Raw genomic sequence first — 24993 nt, forward strand, 5'->3', positions numbered from 1 at the left:
ACCAAGAATCAAGATCAAGCCCTCGGTCGGTTCGTATGCCTTGGCTTCATCTGTTACCAGACTACCACCGAGCACCGATAAACAGGTGTTCTTCCTGTGACCTTACTTCCTTGACAGAATGAGAGCACTCATCTTGAGGTGGGCTTCCCACTTAGATGCTTTCAGCGGTTATCCGCTCCGCACTTGGCTACCCTGCGTTTACCGTTGGCACGATAACAGGTACACCAGCGGTGCGTCCTTCCCGGTCCTCTCGTACTAAGGAAGGCTCCTCTCAATGCTCTAACGCCGACACCGGATATGGACCGAACTGTCTCACGACGTTCTGAACCCAGCTCGCGTACCGCTTTAATGGGCGAACAGCCCAACCCTTGGGACCGACTTCAGCCCCAGGTTGCGATGAGCCGACATCGAGGTGCCAAACCTCCCCGTCGATGTGAACTCTTGGGGGAGATCAGCCTGTTATCCCTAGAGTAACTTTTATCCGTTGAGCGACGGCCTTTCCACGCAGCGCCGTCGGATCACTAAGGCCGACTTTCGTCCCTGCTCGACTTGTCGGTCTCGCAGTCAAGCTCCCTTCTGCCTTTGCACTCTGCGGCTGATTTCCAACCAGCCTGAGGGAACCTTGGCGCGCCTCCGTTACCTTTTTGGAGGCGACCGCCCCAGTCAAACTGCCCGCCTGCAGCTGTCCCTTCCCCGGCTTACGGGTGAAGGTTAGAATTCTAGCTGAACCAGAGTGGTATCTCACCGATGGCTCCAGTTTCCCCACGAGGAAACTTTCTTCGCCTCCCACCTATCCTGCGCAAGCTCAGCCCGAACCCCACTTCAGGTTACAGTAAAGCTTCATAGGGTCTTTCTGTCCTGGTGTCGGTAGTCCGTATCTTCACAGACTTTCCTATTTCGCCGAGCCTCTCTCCGAGACAGCGCCCAGATCGTTACGCCTTTCGTGCGGGTCGGAACTTACCCGACAAGGAATTTCGCTACCTTAGGACCGTTATAGTTACGGCCGCCGTTCACTGGGGCTTCGGTTGCCAGCTTTGCCGAAGCTAACCGACTTCCTTAACCTTCCAGCACTGGGCAGGCGTCAGCCCCTATACTTCCTCTTTCGAGTTGGCAGAGACCTGTGTTTTTGGTAAACAGTCGCCTGGGCCTGGTCACTGCGACCAGCTCTCGCTGGTACCCCTTCTCCCGAAGTTACGGGGTGATTTTGCCGAGTTCCTTAGAGAGAGTTTTCTCGCGCCCCTTGGTATGCTCTACCTCCCTACCTGTGTCAGTTTCGGGTACGGGGACTGGCTTTCTTCACAACTACCGCTTTTCTTGGCACTAACTTCAGTGATGCGGAAGTCGTAACTTCCTCCCAATCCATTCAGGGTATCACCTATTTTCATGCGTCCCGGTGTTGCTCCCACTCAGTCGTTCGGGATTATTCACCCGATGTCCATCGACTACACCTTTCGGTCTCGCCTTAGGTCCCGACTAACCCTCCGCGGACGAGCCTTCCGGAGGAACCCTTAGGGTTTCGGGGCTTTGGATTCTTACCAAAGTTTTCGCTACTCAAGCCGACATTCTCACTTCTATCTCGTCCACACCTGCTTGCCGCTAGTGCTTCTCCCTTGATAGAACGCTCCCCTACCACAGTTATCCTGTCCACAGCTTCGGTAGATGACTTAGCCCCGTTCATTTTCGGCGCGGGAACGCTTGACCAGTGAGCTATTACGCACTCTTTTAAGGGTGGCTGCTTCTAGGCAAACCTCCTGGTTGTCTTGGCGTTCCTACCTCCTTTTTCACTTAGCCATCATTTCGGGACCTTAGCTGGTGGTCTGGGCTGTTTCCCTCTTGACGATGAAGCTTATCCCCCACCGTCTCACTCACGATTTTCACAATGGTATTCTGAGTTTGTCTCGCTTTGGTACCGCTTTCGCAGCCCGTAGCGAAACAGTGCTTTACCCCCACTGCTTTTTCTTCGCTGCTGCGCCTAAACGCATTTCGGGGAGAACCAGATAGCTCCGAGTTCGATTGGCATTTCACCGCTAACCACAACTCATCCGCCAACTTTTCAACGTTGGTCGGTTCGGACTTCCACTTGGTACTACCCAAGCTTCCTCCTGGTCATGGTTAGTTCACCCGGGTTCGGGTCAATTACCCGTGACTTACGCCCTTTTCAGACTCGGTTTCCCTTGGGCTTCGCTCTTCGTGAGCTTAACCGGCCACGACTAATTACTCGCCGGCTCATTCTTCAACAGGCACGCGGTCAGACGTTTCATCGTCCTCCCACTGCTTGTAAGCTAACGGTTTCACGTTCTTTTTCACTCCCCTCGCCGGGGTTCTTTTCACCTTTCCCTCGCGGTACTGGTTCGCTATCGGTCACATCGGAGTATTTAGCCTTACCAGGTGGTCCTGGCTGATTCACTCGGAATTTCTCGTGTTCCGAACTACTCGGGATTCAGCGCAGCGGTTTTCCTTTTCAACTACGGGACTTTTACCCTCTCTGGTGCAGTTTTCAGTTGCTTCGTTTAAGAGTCTCCGTCTGACCATTGCTGTCCCACGACCCCTCTCACCGCAGTGGGAGGTTTAGGCTGCTCCCCGTTCGCTCGCCGCTACTAGGGGAATCACTCTTGTTTTCTTTTCCTACGGTTACTAAGATGTTTCAGTTCGCCGCGTTGGCTCGTTTCTGCCTATAGATTCAGCAGACCGTTCTTGGGGTTGCCCCATTCGGATACTTGCGGCTCTAGGCTTATTTCCAGCTCCCCGCAACGTTTCGTCGGTTACCACGTCCTTCTTCGCCTCGATGTGCCTAGGGCTTTACCGTTAGCTCTTTTTCGCTTGACCTCGGTTAAGTTTCCTTAACTTTCTTGGTGATTATGCAGTTTTCAAGGTTCTGGTCTGGACAAGTGTCCAGCAGTCGTTAGCTATCCTAACGGTGCTGAATCCTTGTATGGAGGTAAGCGGACTCGAACCGCTGACTCCCTGCGTGCAAGGCAGGTGCTCTACCAACTGAGCTATACCCCCGCTATGGGCTATCCTGGACTTGAACCAGGGACCTCACCCTTATCAGGGGTGCGCTCTAACCAACTGAGCTAATAGCCCAGGTTCCCCAAACCCGGTTGGAAAAGCCTACTGATTTCTACCACGACCGACCTCGGAGTTGAAGGGTCTCTCTTACTTCTTTTTCAGAGTTTCCCCTACCTTGGGTCTCCTTTTAAGGAGGTGATCCAGCCACACCTTCCGGTACGGCTACCTTGTTACGACTTCACCCCAGTCACTAGCCCAGCCTTCGGCGCCCCCCTCCACACGGGTTAGGGTAACGACTTCGGGCTTGGCCAGCTTCCATGGTGTGACGGGCGGTGTGTACAAGGCCCGGGAACGAATTCACCGCCGTATTCTGACCGGCGATTACTAGCGATTCCTCCTTCAAGCAGGCGAGTTGCAGCCTGCTATCTGAACTGAGGCCGAGTTTGATGGGATTTGCTGGCTCTTGCGAGTTCGCTTCCCTCTGTCCCGACCATTGTAGGACGTGTGTCGCCCAGAGCATAAGGGGCATGCTGACTTGACGTCATCCTCACCTTCCTCCGGTTTGTCACCGGCAGTCTCCCTAGAGTTCCCAACCTAATGCTGGCAACTAAGGACGAGGGTTGCGCTCGTTGCGGGACTTAACCCAACATCTCACGACACGAGCTGACGACAGCCATGCACCACCTGTCTCCGCGTTCCCGAAGGCACTCCCCACTTTCATGGGGATCCGCGGGATGTCAAGCCCTGGTAAGGTTCTTCGCGTTGCATCGAATTAAACCACATCCTCCACCGCTTGTGCGGGCCCCCGTCAATTCCTTTGAGTTTCACACTTGCGTGCGTACTCCCCAGGCGGGATACTTAACGCGTTAGCTTCGGCACGGCTTGGGTCGATACAAACCACGCCTAGTATCCATCGTTTACGGCTAAGACTACAGGGGTATCTAATCCCTTTCGCTACCTTAGCTTTCGTCCCTGAGGGTCAGGTGCGACCCAGTAGAGCGCTTTCGCCACCGGTGTTCTTCCCAATCTCTACGCATTTCACCGCTACACTGGGAATTCCCTCTACCCCTGTCGCCCTCTAGCGCACCCGTTTCCACTGCCACACCGGAGTTAAGCTCCGACCTTTGACAGCAGACTTGATGCGCCCCCTGCGGACGCTTTACGCCCAATAATTCCGGATAACGCTTGCCTCCTCCGTATTACCGCGGCTGCTGGCACGGAGTTAGCCGAGGCTGATTCCTCAGGTACCGTCAGTCATTCTTCCCTGAGAAAAGTGGTTGACAGCCCAAGAGCCTTCTTCCCACACGCGGCGTTGCTCCGTCAGGCTTTCGCCCATTGCGGAAAATTCCCCACTGCTGCCTCCCGTAGGAGTCTGGGCCGTGTCTCAGTCCCAGTGTGGCTGCTCATCCTCTCAGACCAGCTACCGATCGACGCTTTGGTAGGCTTTTACCCCACCAACTAACTAATCGGACGCGAGCTCCTCTTCTAGCGGAAAACCATTTCACCTTTCGGCGTATTGGGGATTAGCCGTCGTTTCCAACGGTTGTCCCCATCTAGAAGGTAGATTCTCACGCGTTACTCACCCGTCCGCCACTAAGTCCGAAGACTTCGTTCGACTTGCATGTGTTAAGCACGCCGCCAGCGTTCATCCTGAGCCAGGATCAAACTCTCCATGTTGAGAACCTGCGGCTCGTTTGTTTCTACGTTTCCGTTTTAATAAATTTGACGTGGAAGCGTTAACGTTTTACCGTTAACTTAGGCTTTTCCAACTTATGAATTTGTCTAGGTTCAGGTGGCTCGGTTTCGGTGGGCGTGACCGCCTCCGTTTCGAGCGCATTCACTAATATAGGGGTTATTTCAAGAAGTGTCAACCCTTTTTTCAAGTTTTTTCTGACTTTTTTTCTGTTCCTTGCTGGCTGGGGATTGTGGCAGAATGTGAAAAGCACATTGATCGCAATATTGGGGAAGAATCGAGAATGTCTGCAAAAAATTTCCAGTCCGTAGTGGCAACTTTAAATCAGTTCTGGCGCGATGCCTTCAGCTCGGTCTCCGACCTACGCGCTTGTCTTATTGCCCAGCCTTACGACACAGAAAAGGGAGCGGGAACAATGAGTCCTCATACTTTTCTACGGGCGATCGGACCGGAACCTTGGTCGGTTGCTTATATTGAGCCGTGTCGTCGTCCCACAGATGGACGCTATGGGGAAAACCCGAATCGGTTTCAACACTATTATCAGTATCAAGTTCTCATTAAACCCTCTCCCTCGAATATCCAAGAGTTATTCCTAGACTCGTTACGAGCGTTAGGGATTCAACCAGAAGATCATGATGTGCGATTTGTAGAGGATAATTGGGAATCTCCTACTTTAGGAGCTTGGGGAGTCGGCTGGGAAGTTTGGCTCGATGGGATGGAAATTACTCAGTTCACTTATTTCCAACAGTGTGGGGGAATTGACTGTGATCCCGTTTCCATTGAAATTACCTATGGGTTAGAACGGATTGCTATGTATTTACAGGAAGTTGATGCGCTCCCGAAAATTCAGTGGAATGATGAACTGAATTATGGAGACGTTCATCTACAAGGGGAAATTGAACAATGTACTTATAATTTTGAAGCGTCTAACCCTGAGTTATTGTTCCAATTGTTTACTCTTTATGAACAAGAAGCAAACCAACTGATAGACAAAGGGTTAGTTCTACCGAGTTTAGACTATGTTCTCAAGTGTTCTCATACGTTTAACTTGCTCGAAGCCAGAGGAGTGATTTCAGTAACCGAGCGAACCCGATATATTGGTCGCATTCGTGCTTTGGCTCGGAAAACGGCTCAACGGTATTATGAACAGCGAGAACAGTTAGGATTTCCTTTGCTTAAATCCAGTTAGTCTTATATTGCTGCTTAAAAAATCTTGAACATGAGGAGAACAATTGATGAATCTTACAGAATTATTAGAACCGATCGCGCAGTTTTTTCGTTCCCTAAATCTTCCTGAACCGATTACCCATTGGGGACATCCCGCAATGATGGGAATTGTTATTTTTGTGATGGGAACATTTGTGGGAATTACTGGTTGGAAAGGACGTTTAGCTAATGAGGAAGCAGTGATCATTGAAAACCGTAGTAACCACCGTAAACTCGCTCCCTGGATGTTTACGTTTATGGCGTTAGGTTACACAGGTGGTTTACTATCATTAGTTATGCAACAAGAACCGATTTTGGAAAGTCCGCATTTTATAACAGGAACGGTTGTTTTAGGATTGCTGGCTGTCAATGGCTTAATTTCTTTGAGTGGCTTTGGTGGTGAGAAAAAACAATTGAGAACCGCTCATGCTATTTTAGGGAGTTTGGCTTTAGCAATTATGGTGATTCACGCTTTGCTAGGTTTGAAATTAGGTTTAGCAATTTAGGATATCAAAGAGCGTTTAAGATTCTAAGAAAAACCAGTTTCTATTTCTATGAACTAGGTTGGGTTCGCTTCCATTTACCCAACCTACTCGCTCTCTTCAATTAGTTGCTATATTAGTAAGCAATTACTCGCAAACATTTCAGCATTTTAAGGAAAATGTATGGGAAGGATATTCCGCTTTTTTGTTTAGCCTATATTTTGGGTCTTTTGATTACTTCCGCAATCGATCAATATGCGCTGACTATTCTGATTTTTGGATTAATTACAGGTGGACTGGCTTGGAAGTTTGCTTCTTATCATCAATGGTTGGGGTTACGATCGCGCTCTCTGTTAGTCATTATTTTAATTATCTTAACCAGCTTTTTTTACTTTTATCTCCGTTTCCCTACCGCAAAAAGTAACGATGTTAGTCAAATTATTCCCTCAGATACTAATGGAATTAGTGCCACAGTTATGGGAAAAGTTATCAATTCTCCTACCCGAAACCGATCGGGAAAGTTAAGATTTTGGTTAGAGACAGAAACGGTTAACAATGACCAGAAAAATATGGCTGTTGAGGGGAAACTCTACGCTACGATTCCACTAAATTTAGAAGACAAGATTTCTTCTGGTTCAAAAATAGAAATTACGGGCTATCTGTATCAACCATCAACTCCCAAAAATCCAGGACAGTTTGATTTTAAGGAATATCTTAAACGAAATGGTGCTTTTGCTGGTATTAGTGGACGAGAACTAACAGTAATTCAGAAGAATAATTGGGGGTTTTGGCGGTTGCGCGATCGCATCATCAAGGTTCATCAAAAAGCCTTAGACTCTCCCAAAGGAATGTTAGTTAGTTCGATGGTTTTAGGGAGAAGAGCCGTTAGTTTACCTTATGAGTTACAAGAGGAATTTTTAAGAGCGGGGTTGGCTCATTTCTTAGCGGCTTCGGGGTTTCATGTTTCTCTACTTTTGGGCTTTATTTTAGTAATTACTAAACGCTTTAGAGCCTCGATTAGTTTAATAATTGGGTTAGGAATACTATTGCTTTATGTGGGATTAACGGGTTTACAGCCGTCGATTTTAAGAGCAAGTTTGATGGGAATTGCTGGTTTAATTGGGTTAGTCACTGACAGGAAATTTGACGCGGTTAAATCTTTGTTGATGATTGCAACTATTTTATTACTGATTAATCCGTTATGGATTATTGATTTAGGGTTTCAATTTAGCTTTTTAGCAACACTGGGATTGATTGTTACGATTCCTAATTTTTTAGATAAGTTAGAGTTTTTACCGCCTACGTTAGCGACACTTATTGCTGTTCCGATCGTTGCTTTTGTTTGGATTTTTCCGTTACAATTATTCTATTTTGGTACAGTTGCTCCTTACAGCATTCTGCTTAACATTCTAGCGACTCCTTTAGCGATTTTGATTATTTTAGGAGGAATGCTGAGTGGTTTTATTGGGTTGTTAGTTTCTGATCTCGGTAGCTTAATTGCGCTATTATTATCTTATCCAACACAAGGATTAATTAGTTTAGTATCTGTTTTTAATCGACTCCCTGCGAGTTATTTGTTATTTGGAAAAATTGCTTTATGGCAACTTTTAACTGTTTATAGTTTAATCCTTTTTGTGTGGCGTGTTCCTCAAGGTCAAAAATATTGGAAGTTGGTTTCACTAAGTGCGATCGCGCTCCTGATTTTTCCCGTTATTTATAAACAATTTACCTTGCAACAGATCACCGTTTTTGCAACGGAAAAACCTGCGGTTATTTTGATCCAAAATCGCGGTCATACAACTTTAATTAATTGTGGTGATGAAAACACAATCCAATATACAATCTTGCCATTTTTGCAACAGGAAGGAGTGCAAACAATCGACAGCGCGATCGCTCTATCATCTCAAAATAAATGGCAATATTTACTAGAGAACGTTTCCATAAAAAGTCTGTTTAATTCTCAAATTACAACCAGAGAAGTTGAAAGTTTGTTCAATGTTCAAGCAGTGATTAAAAAACCATTTGATTTACTAAAAAATCGAGGATTAACTCTAGAAAGGATTAATTCTATTTTTACCATTAATTTAAACAAAAAAAGCTGGGGATTCTTAGAAAATCCAACTCGGAGTATCTCTAGTTTTCCCGAAGATTTAAAAGCGATCGATGTTTTATTATGGGAGGGAAAACGTTTAGATCGAAGTTGGTTAGCAATTTTAAAACCCAAAACTGTTATTCTGGTTAGTAATGAAATTTTAGAAGAATTAAAACAAGATTTGCAACAAAAAAAAATCAATGTTCATGTCACTGGAGAAGATGGGGCAATACAGTGGACTTCTTACGTTCTTTTCTGAACTTTGCTAAAAATAGAAAAAAAGTTCATTCTTATCAGTGTTAATTTTGTGTTGGGTTTCGCTTTACTCCACCCAACCTACTTTTTGTCTATAATTTTGATCGATCATGTTAATAATTCTAAAGCCTGTTCTACTACTTCCGCACCAGCATGAGGTTGACATCCTTTTTCTGTGAGATATCTACGCCATGCTTTCGCCCCAGGTTGTCCATTAAAGATATGAATTAAATGACGAGTCATGCTATTAAGTTTTACACCGCGATTCACCCAATAATCTAGATAGGGAAACATTGCTTTTACCACTTCTTTCATTGTGGGAGGAGAAGAGTCTTCCCCATAAATTTCTCGATCGACGCTGGAAAATAAATTCGGATTATCGTAAGCGGCTCGTCCGATCATCACGGCATCAAGGTGATGCAAATGTTCCTTAATCTCAGCAAGGGTTTTAATTCCGCCATTGATTTCAACAAAAAGATGAGGAAACTCCTGTTTGAGACGATAAACATCTTGATAACGCAACGGAGGAACATTGCGGTTTTCTTTGGGGCTTAATCCTTGTAACCACGCTTTCCTCGCATGAACTGTAAATCGTTGACAACCAGCGTCGGAAACGACACGAACAAAGTAGCTCATATCTTCGTAGCGATCGCGCTCATCAATGCCAATGCGGTGTTTAACAGTTATCGGAAGACTAACCGCGTTTTGCATGGCTTCCACCACTTTTGCCACCTTCTCTGGTTGCGCCATCAGACAAGCGCCAAAATTCCCACTTTTAACCCGATCGCTCGGACAACCCACATTGAGATTAATTTCATCATACCCCCAATCCTCGGCAATACGAGCGCATTCTGCCGCTTTTTCGGGGTCATCGCCACCGATTTGTAAGGCTAAGGGATGTTCTTCTGGAGAGAAATCCAGCAATTTTGATCGATCGCCGTTGATAATCGCTGGAATCGTCACCATTTCGGTATAGAGTAAGGTTTTGCGGGTAATTTGGCGCATTAAATAGCGAAAATGCCGATCGGTGCGATCCATCATCGGCGCAACGCTGAGAGGATTTCCTCTCTTAACAGACAAAGGCTGAGAGAAAGAAGAAGTGACTAAAGTTGATTCCATCATCGTGCTTTCGGAGTTGAGAACGTATAATACTTCCAGCCCATAAGAGACCGCATGAGCAAACACTAACTCAAGATTTAAAATGCCACTCCCTAACTTACAGCCTGTAGGAAAAGAAATCGTTAAACCTTACAATCCCTATTATCCAGGAACCAAAAGAAGTTGGCTACCCTTAGCCCTGAGTCTTTATAAAGAAGGAAGACTGGAAGGACAGCGCCCGATCGAGGGGGGAAAAGCAATCCCATTTGTTTCGACTTGGACGGTGTCCTCGCTTCCTTTAGAAAACATCCGTTGCCAGTTACAGTTTAGTGGTAATGCCGAATTAAGCTACGAATTAGTAGTACAAAACGCAGATTTTATCGGTCATTTAATTGAACTGATTCGGATACATCAGAAAGAAGGGATTATTGATTTTCCCAAAGAGTTTTATCGGGAATTATTACAAATCCCCGTTAGTTAAATCTTAAAACTCCTCATAGCGGGCGATCGCGTTACTTAACTTTTCGATCACTTCTGTAACATCCATACTTCCCAACTCACCCGAAGCGCGAGTTCGCACACTCAAACAATTTCCTTCCACCTCTTTCGCACCCACAACAGCCATCATTGGAACTTTTTGTTTTTCTGCATTACGAATTAACTTCCCTAATCGTTCCCCACTGACATCAGCTTTCGCGCGAATCCCTGCTTGTTGCATTTTTAGGGCGACTTGTTCCACAAAATCATATTGATCTCGACTCACTGGTAACAACCGCACTTGTTCTGGGGCAAGCCATAAGGGAAAATCTCCCGCATACTGTTCGATGAGAATCCCAATCAACCGTTCCACAGAACCAAACGGCGCCCGATGAATCATTACAGGACGTTTTCTTGTCCCATCTTCTGCCATATAAGTTAAATCGAAGCGTTCAGGTAAATTATAATCCACCTGTACTGTTCCCAACTGCCATTCTCGTTCTAAAACATCTTGGAAAATAAAATCGAGTTTCGGACCATAAAACGCTGCTTCACCAATCCCTTCAAAATAATCCATTCCTAGATTTTCCACAGCGCGACGGATGGCATTCTGGGCTTTTTCCCAAGCCTCTTCTGAACCAATATATTTATCTGATTCTGGATCACGGAAACTCAACCGCGCTTTAAAATTACTGAGTTGAAGACTCTTAAACACAGAAAGAATTAAATCAACCACACTGAGAAATTCATCATCAAGCTGTTCGGGAGTAACAAATAAGTGGGAATCATCCACAGTAAACCCTCTGACGCGAGTTAATCCCCCTAACTCTCCAGACTGTTCGTAACGATAGACCGTTCCAAACTCCGCCAGACGAATTGGGAGATCACGATAGGAATGGAGTTCATTTTTATAAATTTGGATATGAAACGGACAATTCATGGGCTTGAGAACAAAGCCTTGTTCTTCGGCGGCGGCGGCTTCATCTTCTGCCATCATGGGGAACATATCTTCTTGATAATTTTGCCAGTGTCCAGAGGTTTTAAATAAATCCACTCTGGCAATATGAGGAGTCACGACAGGAGAGTAACCGCGTTTGAGTTGTTCCTGTTTTAGAAAATCCTCTAAAAGCGTCCGTAACTGTGTTCCTTTCGGAGTCCATAGTGGCAAACCTGGCCCCACTGGATCACTAAAGAGAAATAAACCGAGTTCTTTTCCTAAACGACGATGATCTCGTCTTAAAGCCTCTTCCTTGCGTCGTTTGTATTCTGCGAGTTGTTCGGGAGTTTCCCAAGCTGTGCCATAAATCCGTTGTAGCTGGGGGTTGTTTTCATCACCACGCCAATAAGCACCAGCGACACTTTCAATCTCAATGGCTTTCGGATTTAAATCGGCAGTAGTTTCTACGTGGGGGCCCGCGCATAAATCCCACCATTGTTCCCCTAAATGATAGATGCTGATCGGACCGCCTTCAATATCTCTGAGGATTTCTAGTTTATAGGGTTCTTGTAGTTCTTCAATGCGTCGCTGTGCTTCTTCTCGACTGACTTCCTCTCGGATGACGGGTAGTTTCTTTTTGATGATTTTGACCATCTCTTTTTTGATGGCTTTTAAGTCTTGTTCGGTGAAGGGTTCGGGTTTATCAAAGTCGTAGTAGAATCCGTTTTCTGTCCAGGGACCAATGGTAACTTGTGCGTCTGGAAACAGCTTTTGTACCGCCATTGCCATCACGTGAGAGGTGGTGTGGCGAATGCGTTTTAGTTTTTCTGATTCGCTGGTTTTGGGGAGTTTAATCGGTTCGGCGTTTTCTTGTGCTACTGGAGATTCTACACTAGACATTTTGATTTTTAAGGAGTGATCGTTGCTTAAGGACGATTAGAAAAGCATTAAAGCGCGATTACATTTTAGCTTATGAGGGGCTACAGTTTAAGATTGGCGATCGGAAGTAGAATTAAATCATGTCCACTTGTTGAGTAACGGGAGAAGCAGATGACTCTTGCTGATGTTTTTTCTCAAGCTAAAAAACCGAGTTTAGAAAATGGCGATCGAATGTCTCGTGGTGAGTTTGAACGTCGTTATCACCTAATGCCGAATTTAAAAAAAGCAGAATTAATTGAGGGAGTAGTTTACGTGCCATCACCAGTTAGAATTATGTCTCATGGTCAGCCTCATGCAACGATGATCACGATTGTTGGGAATTTATGCAATGGCAACGCCAGCAGTGATGTTGGGGGATAACGCAACTGTAAGATTAGATTTAGACAATGAACCGCAACCAGACGGGTTACTGCGTTTAGAGGAGTCTGCTGGCGGTCGATCGCGCATCAGTGAGGATGATTACATTGAAGGTGCGCCAGAATTAGTTTTCGAAGTTACTGCCAGCACAGTTTCCTATGATTTACATGATAAAAAGCAGGTTTATCGTCGTAATGGGGTGCAAGAATATTTAGGGCTTGCTGAATAAAGCTAAAACTCTCGTACCATCTGGTTTTAAGGCTCTTAACTCCTCAAAAAAGTGCAAGGAAATTGAACGCTCAATCGTCACGCACCCTGCATCAAAACCTTATTCCTCTACTGGCGGCGGCGATCGCTAAATTTAATGATGTGGTTGACTTCCCTTCTCCTAGAACACAGGAACTGACCACTAATGATTTCACGGAGCGAACAAACAAAAGTTTAACGTTTCAAAACGATGCGATAACGGGGTTTTCCCTCCCGTAGTCGATCCATTGCTTCATTAATCTGGTCAAAGGAGTAAAACTCAACCATGGGTTCAAGCTGTTTACGAGCAATAAATTCGAGCATTTGAGCGGTTACGCCTGGACTTCCCACTGGACTAGCAGAGAGGGATTTTTGTCCAAAGAGGAGGGAGAACATAGAAGTTGCAATGGGGTTCGGGGGAACGCCTAAAAAATGCAAGCGCCCTCTAGGACGTAAAGCGGAAAGATAACCTTCCCAATCTAAATCAGCGTTAACTGTGGATAGGATAACATCGAAGCTGTTTTCTAACCCTTTTAAGGCCTCTGGATCACGAGAGTTGATAAAATGGTGAGCGCCGAGACGTTTCGCTTCTGCTTCTTTGTCGCTACTCCCCGAAAATGCGGTGACTTCACAGCCCCAAGCATTTAGGAACTGTAATGCCATGTGACCCAAGCCACCAATTCCTAAAACAGCGACGCGATCGGTGCTTTTAATTTGTAACTGAACAATGGGATTAAAAACCGTAATTCCCCCACAAAACAAGGGACCGGCGGTTTCTGGATTCAGCCCTTCTGGAAGAGAAAACACCCAATTTTCGTGAGCGCGAACTTTATCCGCAAACCCACCATAACGACCAATAATCGTTTGTTCTGAGTCTTGACAAAGATTGTGATCCCCAGATAGACACCATTCACAGGTCATACAAGAATCAGAAAACCAGCCTAATCCCACTTGCTGACCGATTTTTAGGTTTTTAACCGCATCGCCAACCGCCACAATTTTTCCTACCACTTCGTGACCAGGGACGACGGGATATTGAGAAATGCCCCACTCATTATCAACGACACTCACATCGCTGTGACAAATACCACAATATTCGACTTCAATTTCTACAATACACCAGTCAGAGAGCCATCCGTTTTGAACGGATGGACGGGGCTTTCAAGGTGCGGAGGAAACCTCCGCACACAGCCCCTCATGAATGGCGAATGAGGACTTTAGTCCTCTGTGTCCAAAGATTTAATGTAGTCTCTTAACACCTCTGCCATAGACAAATTCTTCCTTTCAGCAACTTTCTTCAAAGTTTCATACTCTTGAGTTGTGACATTAAATTGCATCTTTTTGGTTCTTGCCATATTCTATTATTGAAGTTACATTTAGAGTATATCTGAACCATCACACTTTAAGCAATGTCATATAGGACGACAAAAATCCTTCTTACAGGCAACATCACTGACCAAACTAGGGATGTTTTGGTGTTTCTGTGTCACGAAGCCAATAACTTATGGAACACGGTGGTGTATCAAATTAGACAATCTCACTTTGCCACTTGCGGAGTTAGAGAATTTTTCGATAAAAATGACTGCTTTCGTCGTCAATTTAGAGACAAAAAAGTAAAAGTTAGTTATCCTCAACTTTGTAGTGAGTTTAAGGAAAACCAGCATTATCAATGGCTAGGCGCACAGCAAGGTCAACAAGTCTTAAAATCAGTCGAGGAGGCGTTTAAGTCTTATAACGAACTGTTAATAATGTGGTTCAACGGAGAAATTGACCAGAAACCAAAACTCCCAAATTATAGAACAAAAGGAGGGTTATGTAATTTTACTTTTCCACGCCAATCTCTTCGTTTTAATCACGAAAATGGCTCTTGGCTTTTGCCAATGAGTAAAATGATTAAAGAACATTGGGTAAAAGGAAAAGAGGAATTTTCAATTCCCTCCGTCAATTATATTGGCGATACCAATGTCGCAGAAATCAGAATCCTTCCTCAACACGGGAAAATTTGGGCGGAACTTGTCGGTGCGATTCGTTTCTGGTGAAATCACTGTAGTTCACTCGAACTGCGGAGTATAAACCAGAGCTTGGTAAAGAACCCTTCGGGGTACAGAACCTTGACAACTTGAATTCCATGTTGGTGAGAGCCTGTGGAGCTTCGGCTAAGAAACAGGTAGGGTATAACCCGTTAATTCAAGTCCATCCCTCTCAGGGTGTGAGAGGACAGCATAACCCTCATCTATAGAGTTGACTACTTGAGGATGAAGCAGGGTTAAATGGGGTCACTGCTGGAAGCCTAAACTGGTAAATCCCTAGCAAAAGGCGATGCCTAGTCAACGAACCTATGTTTGAACCATTCGTCATCCGCAACCTGCGTAAAGGCTACCGCAGGGAACAAAATAAGTTCAAAGCAAGAAGATATGGATTTCGCGAAGTTCATATCACACCTTCAATTTTGCTCGGTGGAAAGTAGGGGGCTAAGGTCTTAATCAATGGAAATCAGGAACGAAGTAACCCTCGTTCATACTCTTGGAAAGGTCGATTTCTCAAGTAGTCTGTCGGGACGCAATCTCTGACTCATTTGTCGGGTAGAACGAGGGAAGGATTGGATAAGAAGCAAATGCCTTCTACAACAGGAAGGATAAGCAGACGTATCCACTTTAGATTACGAAGATAATAAGTGAAGTAGAGTAATGTTATGAACCAAATCAGGTATAAATGTGATGCTCGGACAAAGACCTTTTTAATGCTCTGGTTAGGCTTTGGGTTTAATCTCATGGCAGAGACGGAGTGGAGTCAGATTGACTGGAAGGAGATTGAAATACGGGTGTTTAAGCTCCAAAAACGGATTTATCGAGCTTCTCTAAGTGGTGACGTGGCTAAAGTTCACAAACTCCAAAGATTATTGTTACGGTCTTGGTGTGCCAAACTCTTAGCGGTACGGCGCATTTCGCAGGATAACCAGGGTAAGAATACTGCGGGGATAGATGGTGTAAAAACCCTAAGTCCTAAGCAAAGATTAAACCTTGCTGAAAACCTGACTCTTACAGGGAAGGGTAAATCCTTAAGACGGGTCTGGATTCCAAAACCAGGTCGCAAAGAAAAACGTGGCTTGGGTATTCCAGTAATGGAAGACCGTGCGAGGCAGGCACTTCTCAAATTGGCTTTAGAGCCTGAATGGGAGGCAAAATTCGAGCCTAATTCGTACGGATTTAGACCAGGACGCTCTTGCCATGATGCGGAAGAGGCAATTTATAAGACGATTAAAACTAAAGCCAAATGGGTTTTGGATGCTGACATATCTAAATGTTTCGACCGTATAAACCACAATGTTCTCTTAAGAAAATTAAATACAACCCCGACTATGGCTCGACAAATTCGAGCTTGGTTGAAATCGGGGGTCTTGGATAGAGGCGATTGGTTTCCAACAAATGAGGGAACACCACAAGGAGGGGTGATAAGTCCTCTATTGGCAAACATCGCCCTGCATGGACTTGAGGAAAACATAAGACAATGGGCTGAAACTTGGAAAGGGAATAAACAAGCTAATAGTAAAAGTATCTCTCTTATCAGGTATGCAGATGATTTCGTTGTTCTCCACAAGGATAAATCCATCATCCAACAGGCGAAAACGCTTATTGAACAGTGGTTACATGGCTTAGGCTTAGAATTAAGCGAGAGCAAGACGAGAATATGTCACACCTTGCATAATTCTGAGAAAGAAAGAGCAGGGTTTGATTTTCTGGGATGGAACATCCGACAGTATGAAGTCGGGAAGAACCATACAGGAAAGAATACAAATGGCAAGTTACTCGGATTCAAGACAATAATCAAACCAAGCGACAAAAGTATCAAAACACATTACGAAAAGATTGTTTCGGTATTAGATTCAATGAAAGGTAAATCCCAAGAGGTAATCATTGATAAACTTAACCCCATAATTAGGGGATGGTGCAACTATCACAAAACAGTCTGCTCTAAGGAAACATTTGCACACATAGATTACATGGTCTATAACAAACTACGTCGCTGGATAAAAAGCCGTCACTCTAACAAAACCCTCAAATGGTGTGAAGAAAGATACTTTCATTTGACTAAGGAGAAAGATTTAGCAAAAGAAGATAGAAAAGACAAATGGGTCTTCTCAACTCCTTCTGATACACCAAATTCTCCTATTGCGGGTACGCACGAACTGTGGAAACACGCATGGACACCAATTGAAAGACATATAAAAATCGAGGGTACAAAGTCTCCTTACGATGGAGATTGGCGGTACTGGAGTAAACGTCGGGGTGAATACCCTGGCACACCGAAACGGGTTGCTACCCTGATGAAGCGTCAGAAAGGCAAATGCGCCCGTTGTGGACTTTACATCAAGGGTGAAGATGTAGTGGAGGTTGACCACATCGTCCCTAAAGCTGAAGGGGGCAAAGACCATTACAAGAATTTACAGTTACTTCATCGTCATTGTCACCATCAGAAAACTGCCGAAGACCGACAACGACAAATGGATAATAAGGGGCAAAAGAAAACCCAAAAGAAAACCAAGAAAAGTCGTAAATCGGAAACTAAGCAGGGAAGTGCTGTTAACACAGCGTAGTTTGGAGAGGAGCGGTATGAAGCGAAAGTTTCACGTACCGTTCTGAAGCCGAGTCAAGAGGGCGACCTCTTGGCTTAGGTTAACTATAAAGTAGAAGAAAAAGAAGCTGTGGGATTAGATTATTCTCAGGCTTTGGGGTGTGACCCTGGGGTAAATAATCTTCTGACTTGTGTCTCCACTCTCGGAAAAAGTTTCATTGTTGACGGACATAAAATTAAGGGTGTAAATACTAAATACAACAAAACAGTTGCTAAATATAAACAAGGGAACACAGACTTTTATTGGGATGAATACTTAGACGAGTTAACCCATAAACGATCATGTTTCATGCGTGATGCTGTGAATAAGACAGCACGGTTTATTATTAATTATTGCCTCAATCATCGTATCGGTAACATTGTTTTCGGTTGGGGACAAGGAATTAAAACAAATTGCAATCTGGGTTCAAAAAATAACCAAAACTTTGTACAAATCCCCACAGCTAGGCTGAAAAATCGAATAAAAGAGTTAGCTGAATCAGTAGGAATTAAGTTTACTGAAACCGAGGAAAGTTACACCTCTCGTAGCTCGTTTTTGGATAATGATTGTTTACCAGTGTTCGGCGGTGAAAAACCTGCCAACTGGAAAGCATCAGGAAAGAGAGTGAAAAGAGGTTTATATGAAACTCGTAACGGTAAGTTAATTAATGCTGACTGTAATGGCGCAGCGAACATCTTAAGAAAGGTAAGTACACAGTTAGGCTTAGGTCTAGCCGAGGTACGTCGGGAATGTTTGAGTGTTCCCAAGCGGTATAACGTTTTCAGTTCGCTGAAAAAATCATATCGTAAACGTGGAGAAACGTATTTACAATGCGTTTCGTAACAACGTTTGGAATCCACGTTTTTCAAAACGTGGAGAACTCAATTGTTCCGAACCGAGAGAGCCAGGATCATATTCAAACGGTTGTAATTTGCCACCGACTTCGGTCGCTGCGTAAGCATTAATGGTCATTTTGTTTCCTCAGCGCGATCGTTTTCTCCCATATTAATGAAATAATAGAAGTAATTGCCGAATTATCATGTTTACCAATGACCAGAGATATTAAAACCGCACTCGCCGAAAGTTTAGAACCAGCAAACTGGGATTTTTTACAACCTCATGCGAAACGGGATGCTTTGATTATTGTTGCTCCCAGTTTGGATATTGTGGAAGTAGGAAGCGCGATCGCCCATGACCAGACGGAAGCGGTGCAAAAATGGATTGAACAGGGACAATTACAGAAACCTTCTGCGGATCAACTTTCCCTTTGGAATGCTCAACCGACCAAAGCCTTTAATACCCTAATCGTCCAACCTTATGTCCTGGTACAAGAAATCGATTCTGTTACCTAAGCCAGATCGATCGATATAACTCCGCGCTAGGCAAGAGGCTTGCATGCAAAAGGCAAGAGTAAGGTATAGGTAAGTTTCAACATTTTGAAATGTCCTAACCTGATTTTGTAGCACTATATCAATTATTATCGTTACTCATTAACAAAAAGTTCGTCTCTTCCCAGCCATTAAATAAAATCAATTCTCGTGTAAAATCTATTGATTCTCCTTATCTCTCGAAGCGTTTACATTCCTTCACAATAAACGAATTTTCAGGCTTACAGCTTTCGAGATTTGACTTTAAAAAATTTCTGTTTTAAGATTCCGTGAGATGGTGGCTATCTCCTGTCAAAATTAGAAATCGATCGATACAACTCCCAACACACCGTTAAACAGGAAACCAACCGCCTCTTTTTCCTCGGAAGAGATGAGACGAATTTTTAGAGAGACTTTTTACAAATCATTAAGAAGGGGTTGACACTGTGTTCCCTTTAATGAGACAGGTTTGATCGGAATCATCGCTCACAATAATCACAACCAACCTTTTGCTTTGAGATGTTCGATATCTTGATGGAATTCAGCGACATCATAATGGACACAAATCTCGCGTTTGGCAAGCAGACGCTGAAATTGAATTTGACTCATACCAAGTAATTCGCTGGCTTTTCCTAAGCTGAGTTTGTCCTGCTGAAATAAAACGAGGATCAGTTCTTGTAGGAGTTCAATTTCTGATAAACCACTGGCTTTTACCAGTTCATCAGGGATAGTTAGACTCATGGCTATTTGTCGATGTAAATTTGGCAGTTGACAGGAACTGAATTACTATTAATGTCACTATAATAGGGGTTGCTGAAAAAGTCCATTGGTTGGTTAGGTAAGGCAAGAGGCAAAAGGCAAGAGGTAAAAGGCAAGAGGCAAGAGGCAAGAGGCAAAAGGCAAAAGGCAAGAGGCGAAAGGCAAGAGGCAAGAGGCAAGAGGCAAGAGGCAAGTTGCCTTAGGCAAAAGGCAAGAGGCAAGTTGCCTTAGGCAAAAGGCAAGAGGCAAGTTGCCTTAGGCAAGAGGCAAGAGGCAAGTTGCCTTAGGCAAGAGGCAAAAGGCAAGAGGCAAGAGGCAAAAGGCAAGAGGCAAGAGGCAATATGCAAGAGGCAAGTTGCCTTAGGCAAGAGGCAAGAGGCAATATGCGTGACGATTGAACAATCAATGAACTTGCATTTTTATCTGAACTGAATCGCCTCAAATCCTTATTTGGTAAGACTTTCAGTTTCCCAACAGCAAGCCCTATAATACAACTGCTATCAATTATTACCGTTACTCATTAATAAAAAGTTCGTCTCTTCCCAGCCATTAAAGAAAATCAACTCTCGTGTCAAACTGATTGATTCTCCTTATCTCTTGAAGCGTTTACATTCCTTCACAATAAACGAATTTTCAGGCTTACAGCTTTCGAGATTTGACTTTAAAAAATTTCTGTTTTAAGATTCCGTGAGATGGTGGTTATCTCCTGTCAAAATTAGAAATCGATCGATACAACTCCCAAGACACCGTTAAACAGGAAGCCAACCGCCTCTTTTTCCTCGGAAGAGATGAGACCAATTTTTAGAGAGAATTTTTACAAATCATTAAGAAGGGGTTGACACCTTCGAGAAAAGGAAAAGAAAGTTGATTTGTTACCCTTTCAAGAGAAGTAATTAACAATAAAAATAATGGTGTATCAAGGACAGTTTGGGACTTATACAATTACAGAGCGCGATCGAGCGGAAGTCATCATTTATCGTAGTGGGTTAGGAATCGCAGCGTTAAGTTTTGCAGTGGGAACACTGCTACTATTTTGGCAAGGAACAACCCCAGTCATCTTACAAACTCTGACCTATTTATATGGATTATTTTCCCTGGGATTAGGCATTAGTTTAATGACGATTCATATTTATTTACTACCGCTTCATCGTCTCTTACAATTGTTTTGGTTAATCGGAACGATCGCCGCCATGATTATTACTCTCCAAGCTGATGTTCCCCTCGCTTTATATGTTTATAATCATCCTCTAACCTTATTCGGAGTTGGCTTTACTTTCGCCGCTTTAACAGGAATCTTTTTTAAGGAAGGATTCTGTTTTCATCGCTTGGAAACACAGATTCTCACTCCTCTTGTCCCGATTTTATTATTAGGACATTTAACGGGACTCATTCCATCACAAATCGAATCAATATTGTTAGCAACTTGGACAGCGCTTTTCCTCGTTTTTGCTCTCAGAAAAATTCCTCAAGATATTCCCTCTGATATCGGAGATAAATCTGTGTTTGATTATCTCAAACAGCAACGTGCTTCTTAATTGTTATTCCGCGATTGTATAAAATTTCAGCTTGTTTTGCTTCTTGACGCGCAACTTCCAGGTCAGTTTCTGCTTGTGCTTCTCTTTTTGCTGCTTGTTTAAAGGAGTCTGACCAACCATAATAAGGAATGGTAAAGTCAACGACATTGATATCAAATAAACGATCGATTTCTTGTTTCACACTTTGATAAACTTTCTGTTCAATTTCTGATCGTTGATCTGCTAATTTATCCATTTCGATGTTCCCTAATTCATTTTTAAATCGACTGGTCGCAACCACTTCCATACTTTCTTGATAGTCGGGAACATTACGATGAATCTCCTCTAATTTTTCTTCTGGTAAGCGATAGAGAAGAACGATCGTGGCGTTAATGGCATAATTATCTATGGTTGAGATACTGACACCTTGAATCCTCATTTTTTCAATGCTTACTGGATATTGACGATGACCTTGTTGAAAGGGAATTTTCCAGTGCATTCCAGGGCCGGTGGTTTTAATATATTCTCCAGAACTGGTGACGATCGAGCGCTCGGTTTCATCGTTAACATAAACCGATTATGCAATGACAATGCCAATCATGGAAAATCCCACGATCGCGCTACCAGCAATGAAAGCAATTTTTCCGTTTAATTTCGATAAAACTTGAGACATAACTAACTAATGATAGATGTGGAATTTAGGGACGATTTTAACAGAGACTTCCTGCCATCAAGTAACATTTTAGAAATAAGTTGATTAATTCTTCATCATTTTGGCGAAAAACAGATACAATAGAACCACACTGCTTAAATAACCTCATAGCGAGTCTGTTACCACAATGGCATCAACTACAACAATCACGAATAATCCCGATAAAGAAAAAGCTCTAAACCTCGTTCTCAACCAAATTGAGCGCAATTTTGGCAAGGGAGCAATCATGCGGTTAGGGGATGCCGCGCAGATGAAGGTGGAAACCATCCCCACTGGAGCGCACACCCTCGATATTGCTTTAGGAGGTGGCTTACCGAAAGGAAGAATCATTGAAATCTATGGTCCAGAAAGTTCAGGGAAAACGACTTTAGCTCTCCACGCGATCGCAGAAGCACAGAAAGGAGGAGGAGTCGCTGCCTTTGTGGATGCAGAACACGCCCTCGACCCCACTTATTCCGATGCGTTGGGGGTTGACATTGAGAACCTTTTAGTGTCTCAACCAGACACAGGGGAATCGGCATTAGAAATTGTGGATCAACTGGTTCGATCGGCGGCGGTTGATATTGTGGTCGTCGATTCTGTGGCGGCGTTAACCCCTCGTGCGGAAATTGAAGGGGAAATGGGGGATACTCAAGTCGGTTTACAAGCTCGTCTGATGAGTAAGGCTTTACGGAAGATTGCAGGAAATATTGGTAAATCAGGCTGTACGGTAATTTTCCTCAATCAACTCCGACAAAAAATTGGTGTCACCTACGGTAGTCCAGAAGTGACAACGGGAGGAAACGCGCTCAAGTTTTATTGTTCGGTACGACTCGATATTCGACGCATTCAAACCTTGAAGAAAGGAAGCGAGGGAGAATATGGGATTCGTGCGAAAGTAAAAGTGGCGAAAAATAAAGTTGCTCCTCCTTTTCGGATTGCTGAGTTTGATATTATTTTTGGACATGGTATTTCTCAGCTTGGGTGTTTGGTGGATATTGCTGAACAAACTGATGTCATTAACCGTAAGGGAGCGTGGTATAGCTATCAAGGTGATAATATTGCCCAAGGACGAGATAACACGATCAAATACTTAGAAGAAAATCCAGAAAAAGTGGCTGAAATTGAAGCCGCTGTTCACGAAAAAATTGAGATGGGAGCGTTAGTTCCTGCAAATTCTGCGACGAATAAGAAGTCGAAGAAAAATAATGATGCTAATGAGTTAGAGTCAACGGAAGAAAAATAAGAATAAGGGAAAAGCGCGATCGATTTTAGTGGTTTCGATCGCGTTATTTGTCTGTTTGCCATGATTAAAAGTCTTCCCCAATCACAATTAACCGATCGCGCTGTGTTAATTTTATGGGCGCTAATTTGATCGGATTTAAAACAATGCCATAGCCTTGAAACTCTTTTGTTCCTTGATTAGAACAGCGATAACCGATCGCGATCTCACCTCGTTTTTGTGCGGCTTTCATTAGGGTATAAAAAGAAACAGATTCATGGATTTGGATATAATTAGAAATCGGTTTTAGATAAATTTCGCAACCATTCGGTTCTAATAATTCATTAATCACATCACTACATAAAGGATTTTCTGCAATTTGAGAAATCATTAAACTGGTGAGACGATCGCTGACAATAAAATCATCCACTTGTGCGATCGTTGCTAACTGTTGATTCCGACTATCCATCATCTCGCTAGTAATAGAAAAATGATATCCTCCCTCCTTCGCAATTTGTCTTAAATGTAAGAGAGATGTTAATGTAATCCCATCCGCTTCTTCTGCGTCTAAATCATCAGAATAAGCCAGTAAAATAATATGATCAATGACTTGTAAAGGAAGACGATTTAAGAGTTGACGATCGGTAATATCTCCCTTTTCAAATAAGACACTGAGATGTTGTAATCGTTGTAACTTCGGATTAGAATCTTGGCAAATTATACTTTCATCTGCGATAACTGTCGCCACTGATCCTAAACAAACATAAGCATCTAGTTTTTCAATGATGGTTTCTGCTTGTTCATTCCAACCTAAAATCAAAAACTTCTCAGGCTTTTTTCCCACCGTTTTATTGCTTAAAGACGTTTCTAAAAACTTAACCCGTTCGCGGTTTTCCCAAAACTTCATTTCTCGAAAATTATCAGCGATGACAATCATTTGATCGCCTTCTCTTAAAATAGTATCAGGAGGAGGTTTCAAACAAGGCGCACCATTTTCAGGACAATAACCAATGACGATCGCGTTTTCATAAGCAAAGATACTCTCCGAAAATGTCTCACCAGCGAGAGTAGTTACAGCATCAAAATAAATCTCATTTCCCGCAAAAGAAAGTAACTCTAAATAGACTCTAGATAAACCAGGTTGGCGACAAATTTGAGCAATCACTCGCGCAATAAAATCTCCTGTTAAAACAAATTCTACTCGATCTTTTCCGACAGTTTCTGCAATTTGTAGGTTTTTCGGATTTTGAATTTCGGTGACAATTCGATAAGGTTCTAAACGACGTTCTGGATTATTAGAAAGGGCTAATAAAGTTTTAATGACACTGGTATCAGGATTATTATTTTGTTCAGGAGGAAGAATAATAATTGATTTAGCGCGATCTAAATTTGTAATTTTTAAATCAATTAAATCAGTGGCGACTCCTTGACGACAAATGACTCGGATCCGACGGTTTTTCCGAATCCGAGTTCGCACTTCCTCTTCCATTTCCACTTTATCTTTATCACCGAGAATAACCACTGTTACTGGAACTCGATCGTCATCAATTAAAAGTAATTCTGAAAGAATTGGAAACACTTGTGTTGACCAACCTAAAATTACAATATGGTCAGACTCTAAAACTTGCGATCGACCGCGACGAAGTTGATAAAGTTTCCCCTCAATTCCCGCAACAATCACACCAATAATAATGCTGACAGTAAACAAATTAAAGAGAATTAAAATTAGCATACTAATTCGGGTGGGCCAGGGTAAACCTTCTGTGGGGTCCCAAGAAATTAAAGTTGTTACTAAAAATGTCCAAATCTGATCCGCAAAAGTGGGTTGTGAAGCGTAACCCGTTTCCCAAGTAATAAAAGAGACAGTTAGAACAACCACCGCGCCAATAATAATTAACCATCCTAAAAGTGCGATCGAACCTCTAGAGAGGATATTATCAAAGGCATATCTTAAGCGTTCACGCCAGGGAGGATTTTTCATTACTTTTTTCCAATCGCTATTTAATCAAAATTTAGCAAACATTTCCAGATTAAATT

The 24993-nt window shown here is 43.4% G+C and carries 16 protein-coding genes, 2 tRNA genes, 2 rRNA genes and 3 pseudogenes; 12 read left to right on the forward strand and 11 right to left on the reverse strand.

The window, feature by feature from the left end:
- Positions 1–10 precede the first annotated feature (10 nt).
- The 4 genes from DACSA_RS14645 to DACSA_RS14660 all read right to left on the reverse strand — a co-directional run bounded on the left by DACSA_RS14645 (position 11) and on the right by DACSA_RS14660 (position 4686).
- A 23S ribosomal RNA gene (locus DACSA_RS14645) occupies positions 11–2826 on the reverse strand.
- 107 nt (positions 2827–2933) lie between these two features.
- Positions 2934–3006, reverse strand: a tRNA-Ala gene (locus DACSA_RS14650).
- Positions 3007–3010: 4 nt separating this feature from the next.
- Positions 3011–3084, reverse strand: a tRNA-Ile gene (locus DACSA_RS14655).
- A 113-nt stretch (positions 3085–3197) separates the two neighbouring features.
- A 16S ribosomal RNA gene (locus DACSA_RS14660) occupies positions 3198–4686 on the reverse strand.
- Together the 16S and 23S rRNA genes with 2 tRNA genes alongside form the textbook arrangement of a ribosomal RNA operon.
- A gap of 299 nt (positions 4687–4985) precedes the next feature.
- Here DACSA_RS14660 and glyQ point away from each other — a divergent pair.
- The 3 genes from glyQ (at position 4986) to DACSA_RS14680 (ending at position 8741) form a co-directional block, all read left to right on the forward strand.
- Positions 4986–5891 carry a glycine--tRNA ligase subunit alpha gene (glyQ, locus tag DACSA_RS14670; protein ID WP_015230503.1) on the forward strand — a complete coding sequence of 302 codons (906 nt, stop codon included), beginning with the start codon at positions 4986–4988 and terminating at the stop codon, positions 5889–5891.
- Positions 5892–5937: 46 nt separating this feature from the next.
- Positions 5938–6414, forward strand: coding sequence for a DUF4079 domain-containing protein (locus tag DACSA_RS14675; protein WP_015230504.1), 477 nt, complete (start codon positions 5938–5940; stop codon positions 6412–6414).
- A gap of 155 nt (positions 6415–6569) precedes the next feature.
- The gene (locus DACSA_RS14680; RefSeq protein ID WP_015230505.1) at positions 6570–8741 is read left to right on the forward strand and encodes a ComEC/Rec2 family competence protein; all 2172 of its coding nucleotides are present in this window, start codon (positions 6570–6572) and stop codon (positions 8739–8741) included.
- A 104-nt stretch (positions 8742–8845) separates the two neighbouring features.
- Here the strand turns inward: DACSA_RS14680 and dusA are convergent, their stop codons facing one another.
- Positions 8846–9859, reverse strand: coding sequence for a tRNA dihydrouridine(20/20a) synthase DusA (gene dusA / locus DACSA_RS14685; RefSeq protein ID WP_456297633.1), 1014 nt, complete (start codon positions 9857–9859; stop codon positions 8846–8848).
- A gap of 79 nt (positions 9860–9938) precedes the next feature.
- Here dusA and ebsA point away from each other — a divergent pair, with 79 nt between their 5' ends.
- A complete protein-coding gene (gene ebsA, locus DACSA_RS14690) occupies positions 9939–10316 on the forward strand; it encodes a type IV pilus biogenesis protein EbsA (protein WP_015230507.1) in 378 nt (125 codons plus the stop codon).
- 3 nt (positions 10317–10319) lie between these two features.
- Here ebsA and thrS read toward each other — a convergent pair whose 3' ends face one another.
- Positions 10320–12149 carry a threonine--tRNA ligase gene (thrS, locus tag DACSA_RS14695; protein WP_015230508.1) on the reverse strand — a complete coding sequence of 610 codons (1830 nt, stop codon included), beginning with the start codon at positions 12147–12149 and terminating at the stop codon, positions 10320–10322.
- Between the two features lie 150 nt (positions 12150–12299).
- Between thrS and DACSA_RS23120 the strand changes: the two are divergent.
- A pseudogene (locus DACSA_RS23120) lies at positions 12300–12759 on the forward strand (Uma2 family endonuclease); the annotation flags it as partial.
- A 227-nt stretch (positions 12760–12986) separates the two neighbouring features.
- On the opposite strand, the pseudogene ahr reads toward DACSA_RS23120, so the two are convergent.
- A pseudogene (ahr, locus tag DACSA_RS14705) lies at positions 12987–13904 on the reverse strand (NADPH-dependent aldehyde reductase Ahr); the annotation flags it as partial.
- Positions 13905–14200: 296 nt separating this feature from the next.
- Between ahr and DACSA_RS14710 the strand changes: the two are divergent.
- The 3 genes and pseudogenes from DACSA_RS14710 to DACSA_RS14720 form a co-directional block, all read left to right on the forward strand.
- Positions 14201–14830 (forward strand): hypothetical protein, encoded by a 630-nt coding sequence (locus DACSA_RS14710; protein WP_198007577.1) that lies wholly within the window; start codon positions 14201–14203, stop codon positions 14828–14830.
- 653 nt (positions 14831–15483) lie between these two features.
- Positions 15484–17385, forward strand: a complete 1902-nt coding sequence (ltrA, locus tag DACSA_RS14715) for a group II intron reverse transcriptase/maturase (RefSeq protein WP_015228375.1) — start codon at positions 15484–15486, stop codon at positions 17383–17385.
- 84 nt (positions 17386–17469) lie between these two features.
- Positions 17470–18246 (forward strand): annotated as a pseudogene (locus tag DACSA_RS14720) (IS200/IS605 family accessory protein TnpB-related protein); the annotation flags it as partial.
- On the opposite strand, the gene DACSA_RS20960 reads toward DACSA_RS14720, so the two are convergent.
- Positions 18229–18375 carry a hypothetical protein gene (locus DACSA_RS20960; protein WP_015230510.1) on the reverse strand — a complete coding sequence of 49 codons (147 nt, stop codon included), beginning with the start codon at positions 18373–18375 and terminating at the stop codon, positions 18229–18231. The pseudogene DACSA_RS14720 and the gene DACSA_RS20960 sit on opposite strands and share 18 nt — an antisense overlap.
- Before the next feature lie 77 nt (positions 18376–18452).
- Between DACSA_RS20960 and DACSA_RS14725 the strand changes: the two genes are divergently transcribed.
- On the forward strand, positions 18453–18755 hold the full coding sequence (locus tag DACSA_RS14725) for a DUF2288 domain-containing protein (protein ID WP_015230511.1): 303 nt from the start codon (positions 18453–18455) through the stop codon (positions 18753–18755).
- Between the two features lie 510 nt (positions 18756–19265).
- On the opposite strand, the gene DACSA_RS14730 is transcribed toward DACSA_RS14725, so the two are convergent.
- The gene (locus tag DACSA_RS14730) at positions 19266–19511 is read right to left on the reverse strand and encodes a UPF0175 family protein (protein WP_015230512.1); all 246 of its coding nucleotides are present in this window, start codon (positions 19509–19511) and stop codon (positions 19266–19268) included.
- Positions 19512–19580: 69 nt separating this feature from the next.
- On the opposite strand from DACSA_RS14730, the gene DACSA_RS20965 reads away from it, so the two are divergent.
- Both DACSA_RS20965 and DACSA_RS14740 read left to right on the forward strand, forming a co-directional pair.
- Positions 19581–19760, forward strand: a complete 180-nt coding sequence (locus DACSA_RS20965) for a hypothetical protein (RefSeq protein ID WP_051017331.1) — start codon at positions 19581–19583, stop codon at positions 19758–19760.
- Positions 19761–20437: 677 nt separating this feature from the next.
- Positions 20438–21064: a DUF2301 domain-containing membrane protein gene (locus DACSA_RS14740; RefSeq protein ID WP_015230513.1), complete on the forward strand. Its 627-nt coding sequence runs from the start codon at positions 20438–20440 to the stop codon at positions 21062–21064.
- On the opposite strand, the gene DACSA_RS14745 is transcribed toward DACSA_RS14740, so the two are convergent.
- Positions 21042–21587 (reverse strand): SPFH domain-containing protein, encoded by a 546-nt coding sequence (locus DACSA_RS14745; protein WP_083874439.1) that lies wholly within the window; start codon positions 21585–21587, stop codon positions 21042–21044. The two genes, DACSA_RS14740 and DACSA_RS14745, sit on opposite strands and share 23 nt — an antisense overlap.
- 295 nt (positions 21588–21882) lie before the next feature.
- Here DACSA_RS14745 and recA point away from each other — a divergent pair, with 295 nt between their 5' ends.
- Positions 21883–22980: a recombinase RecA gene (gene recA, locus DACSA_RS14750; protein WP_015230515.1), complete on the forward strand. Its 1098-nt coding sequence runs from the start codon at positions 21883–21885 to the stop codon at positions 22978–22980.
- A gap of 64 nt (positions 22981–23044) precedes the next feature.
- Here the strand turns inward: recA and DACSA_RS14755 are convergent, their stop codons facing one another.
- Positions 23045–24937 (reverse strand): potassium channel family protein, encoded by a 1893-nt coding sequence (locus DACSA_RS14755; RefSeq protein WP_015230516.1) that lies wholly within the window; start codon positions 24935–24937, stop codon positions 23045–23047.
- Between the last annotated feature and the right edge of the window lie 56 nt (positions 24938–24993).

It is taken from the genome of Dactylococcopsis salina PCC 8305, assembly GCF_000317615.1.
GTDB lineage: Bacteria > Cyanobacteriota > Cyanobacteriia > Cyanobacteriales > Rubidibacteraceae > Halothece > Halothece salina.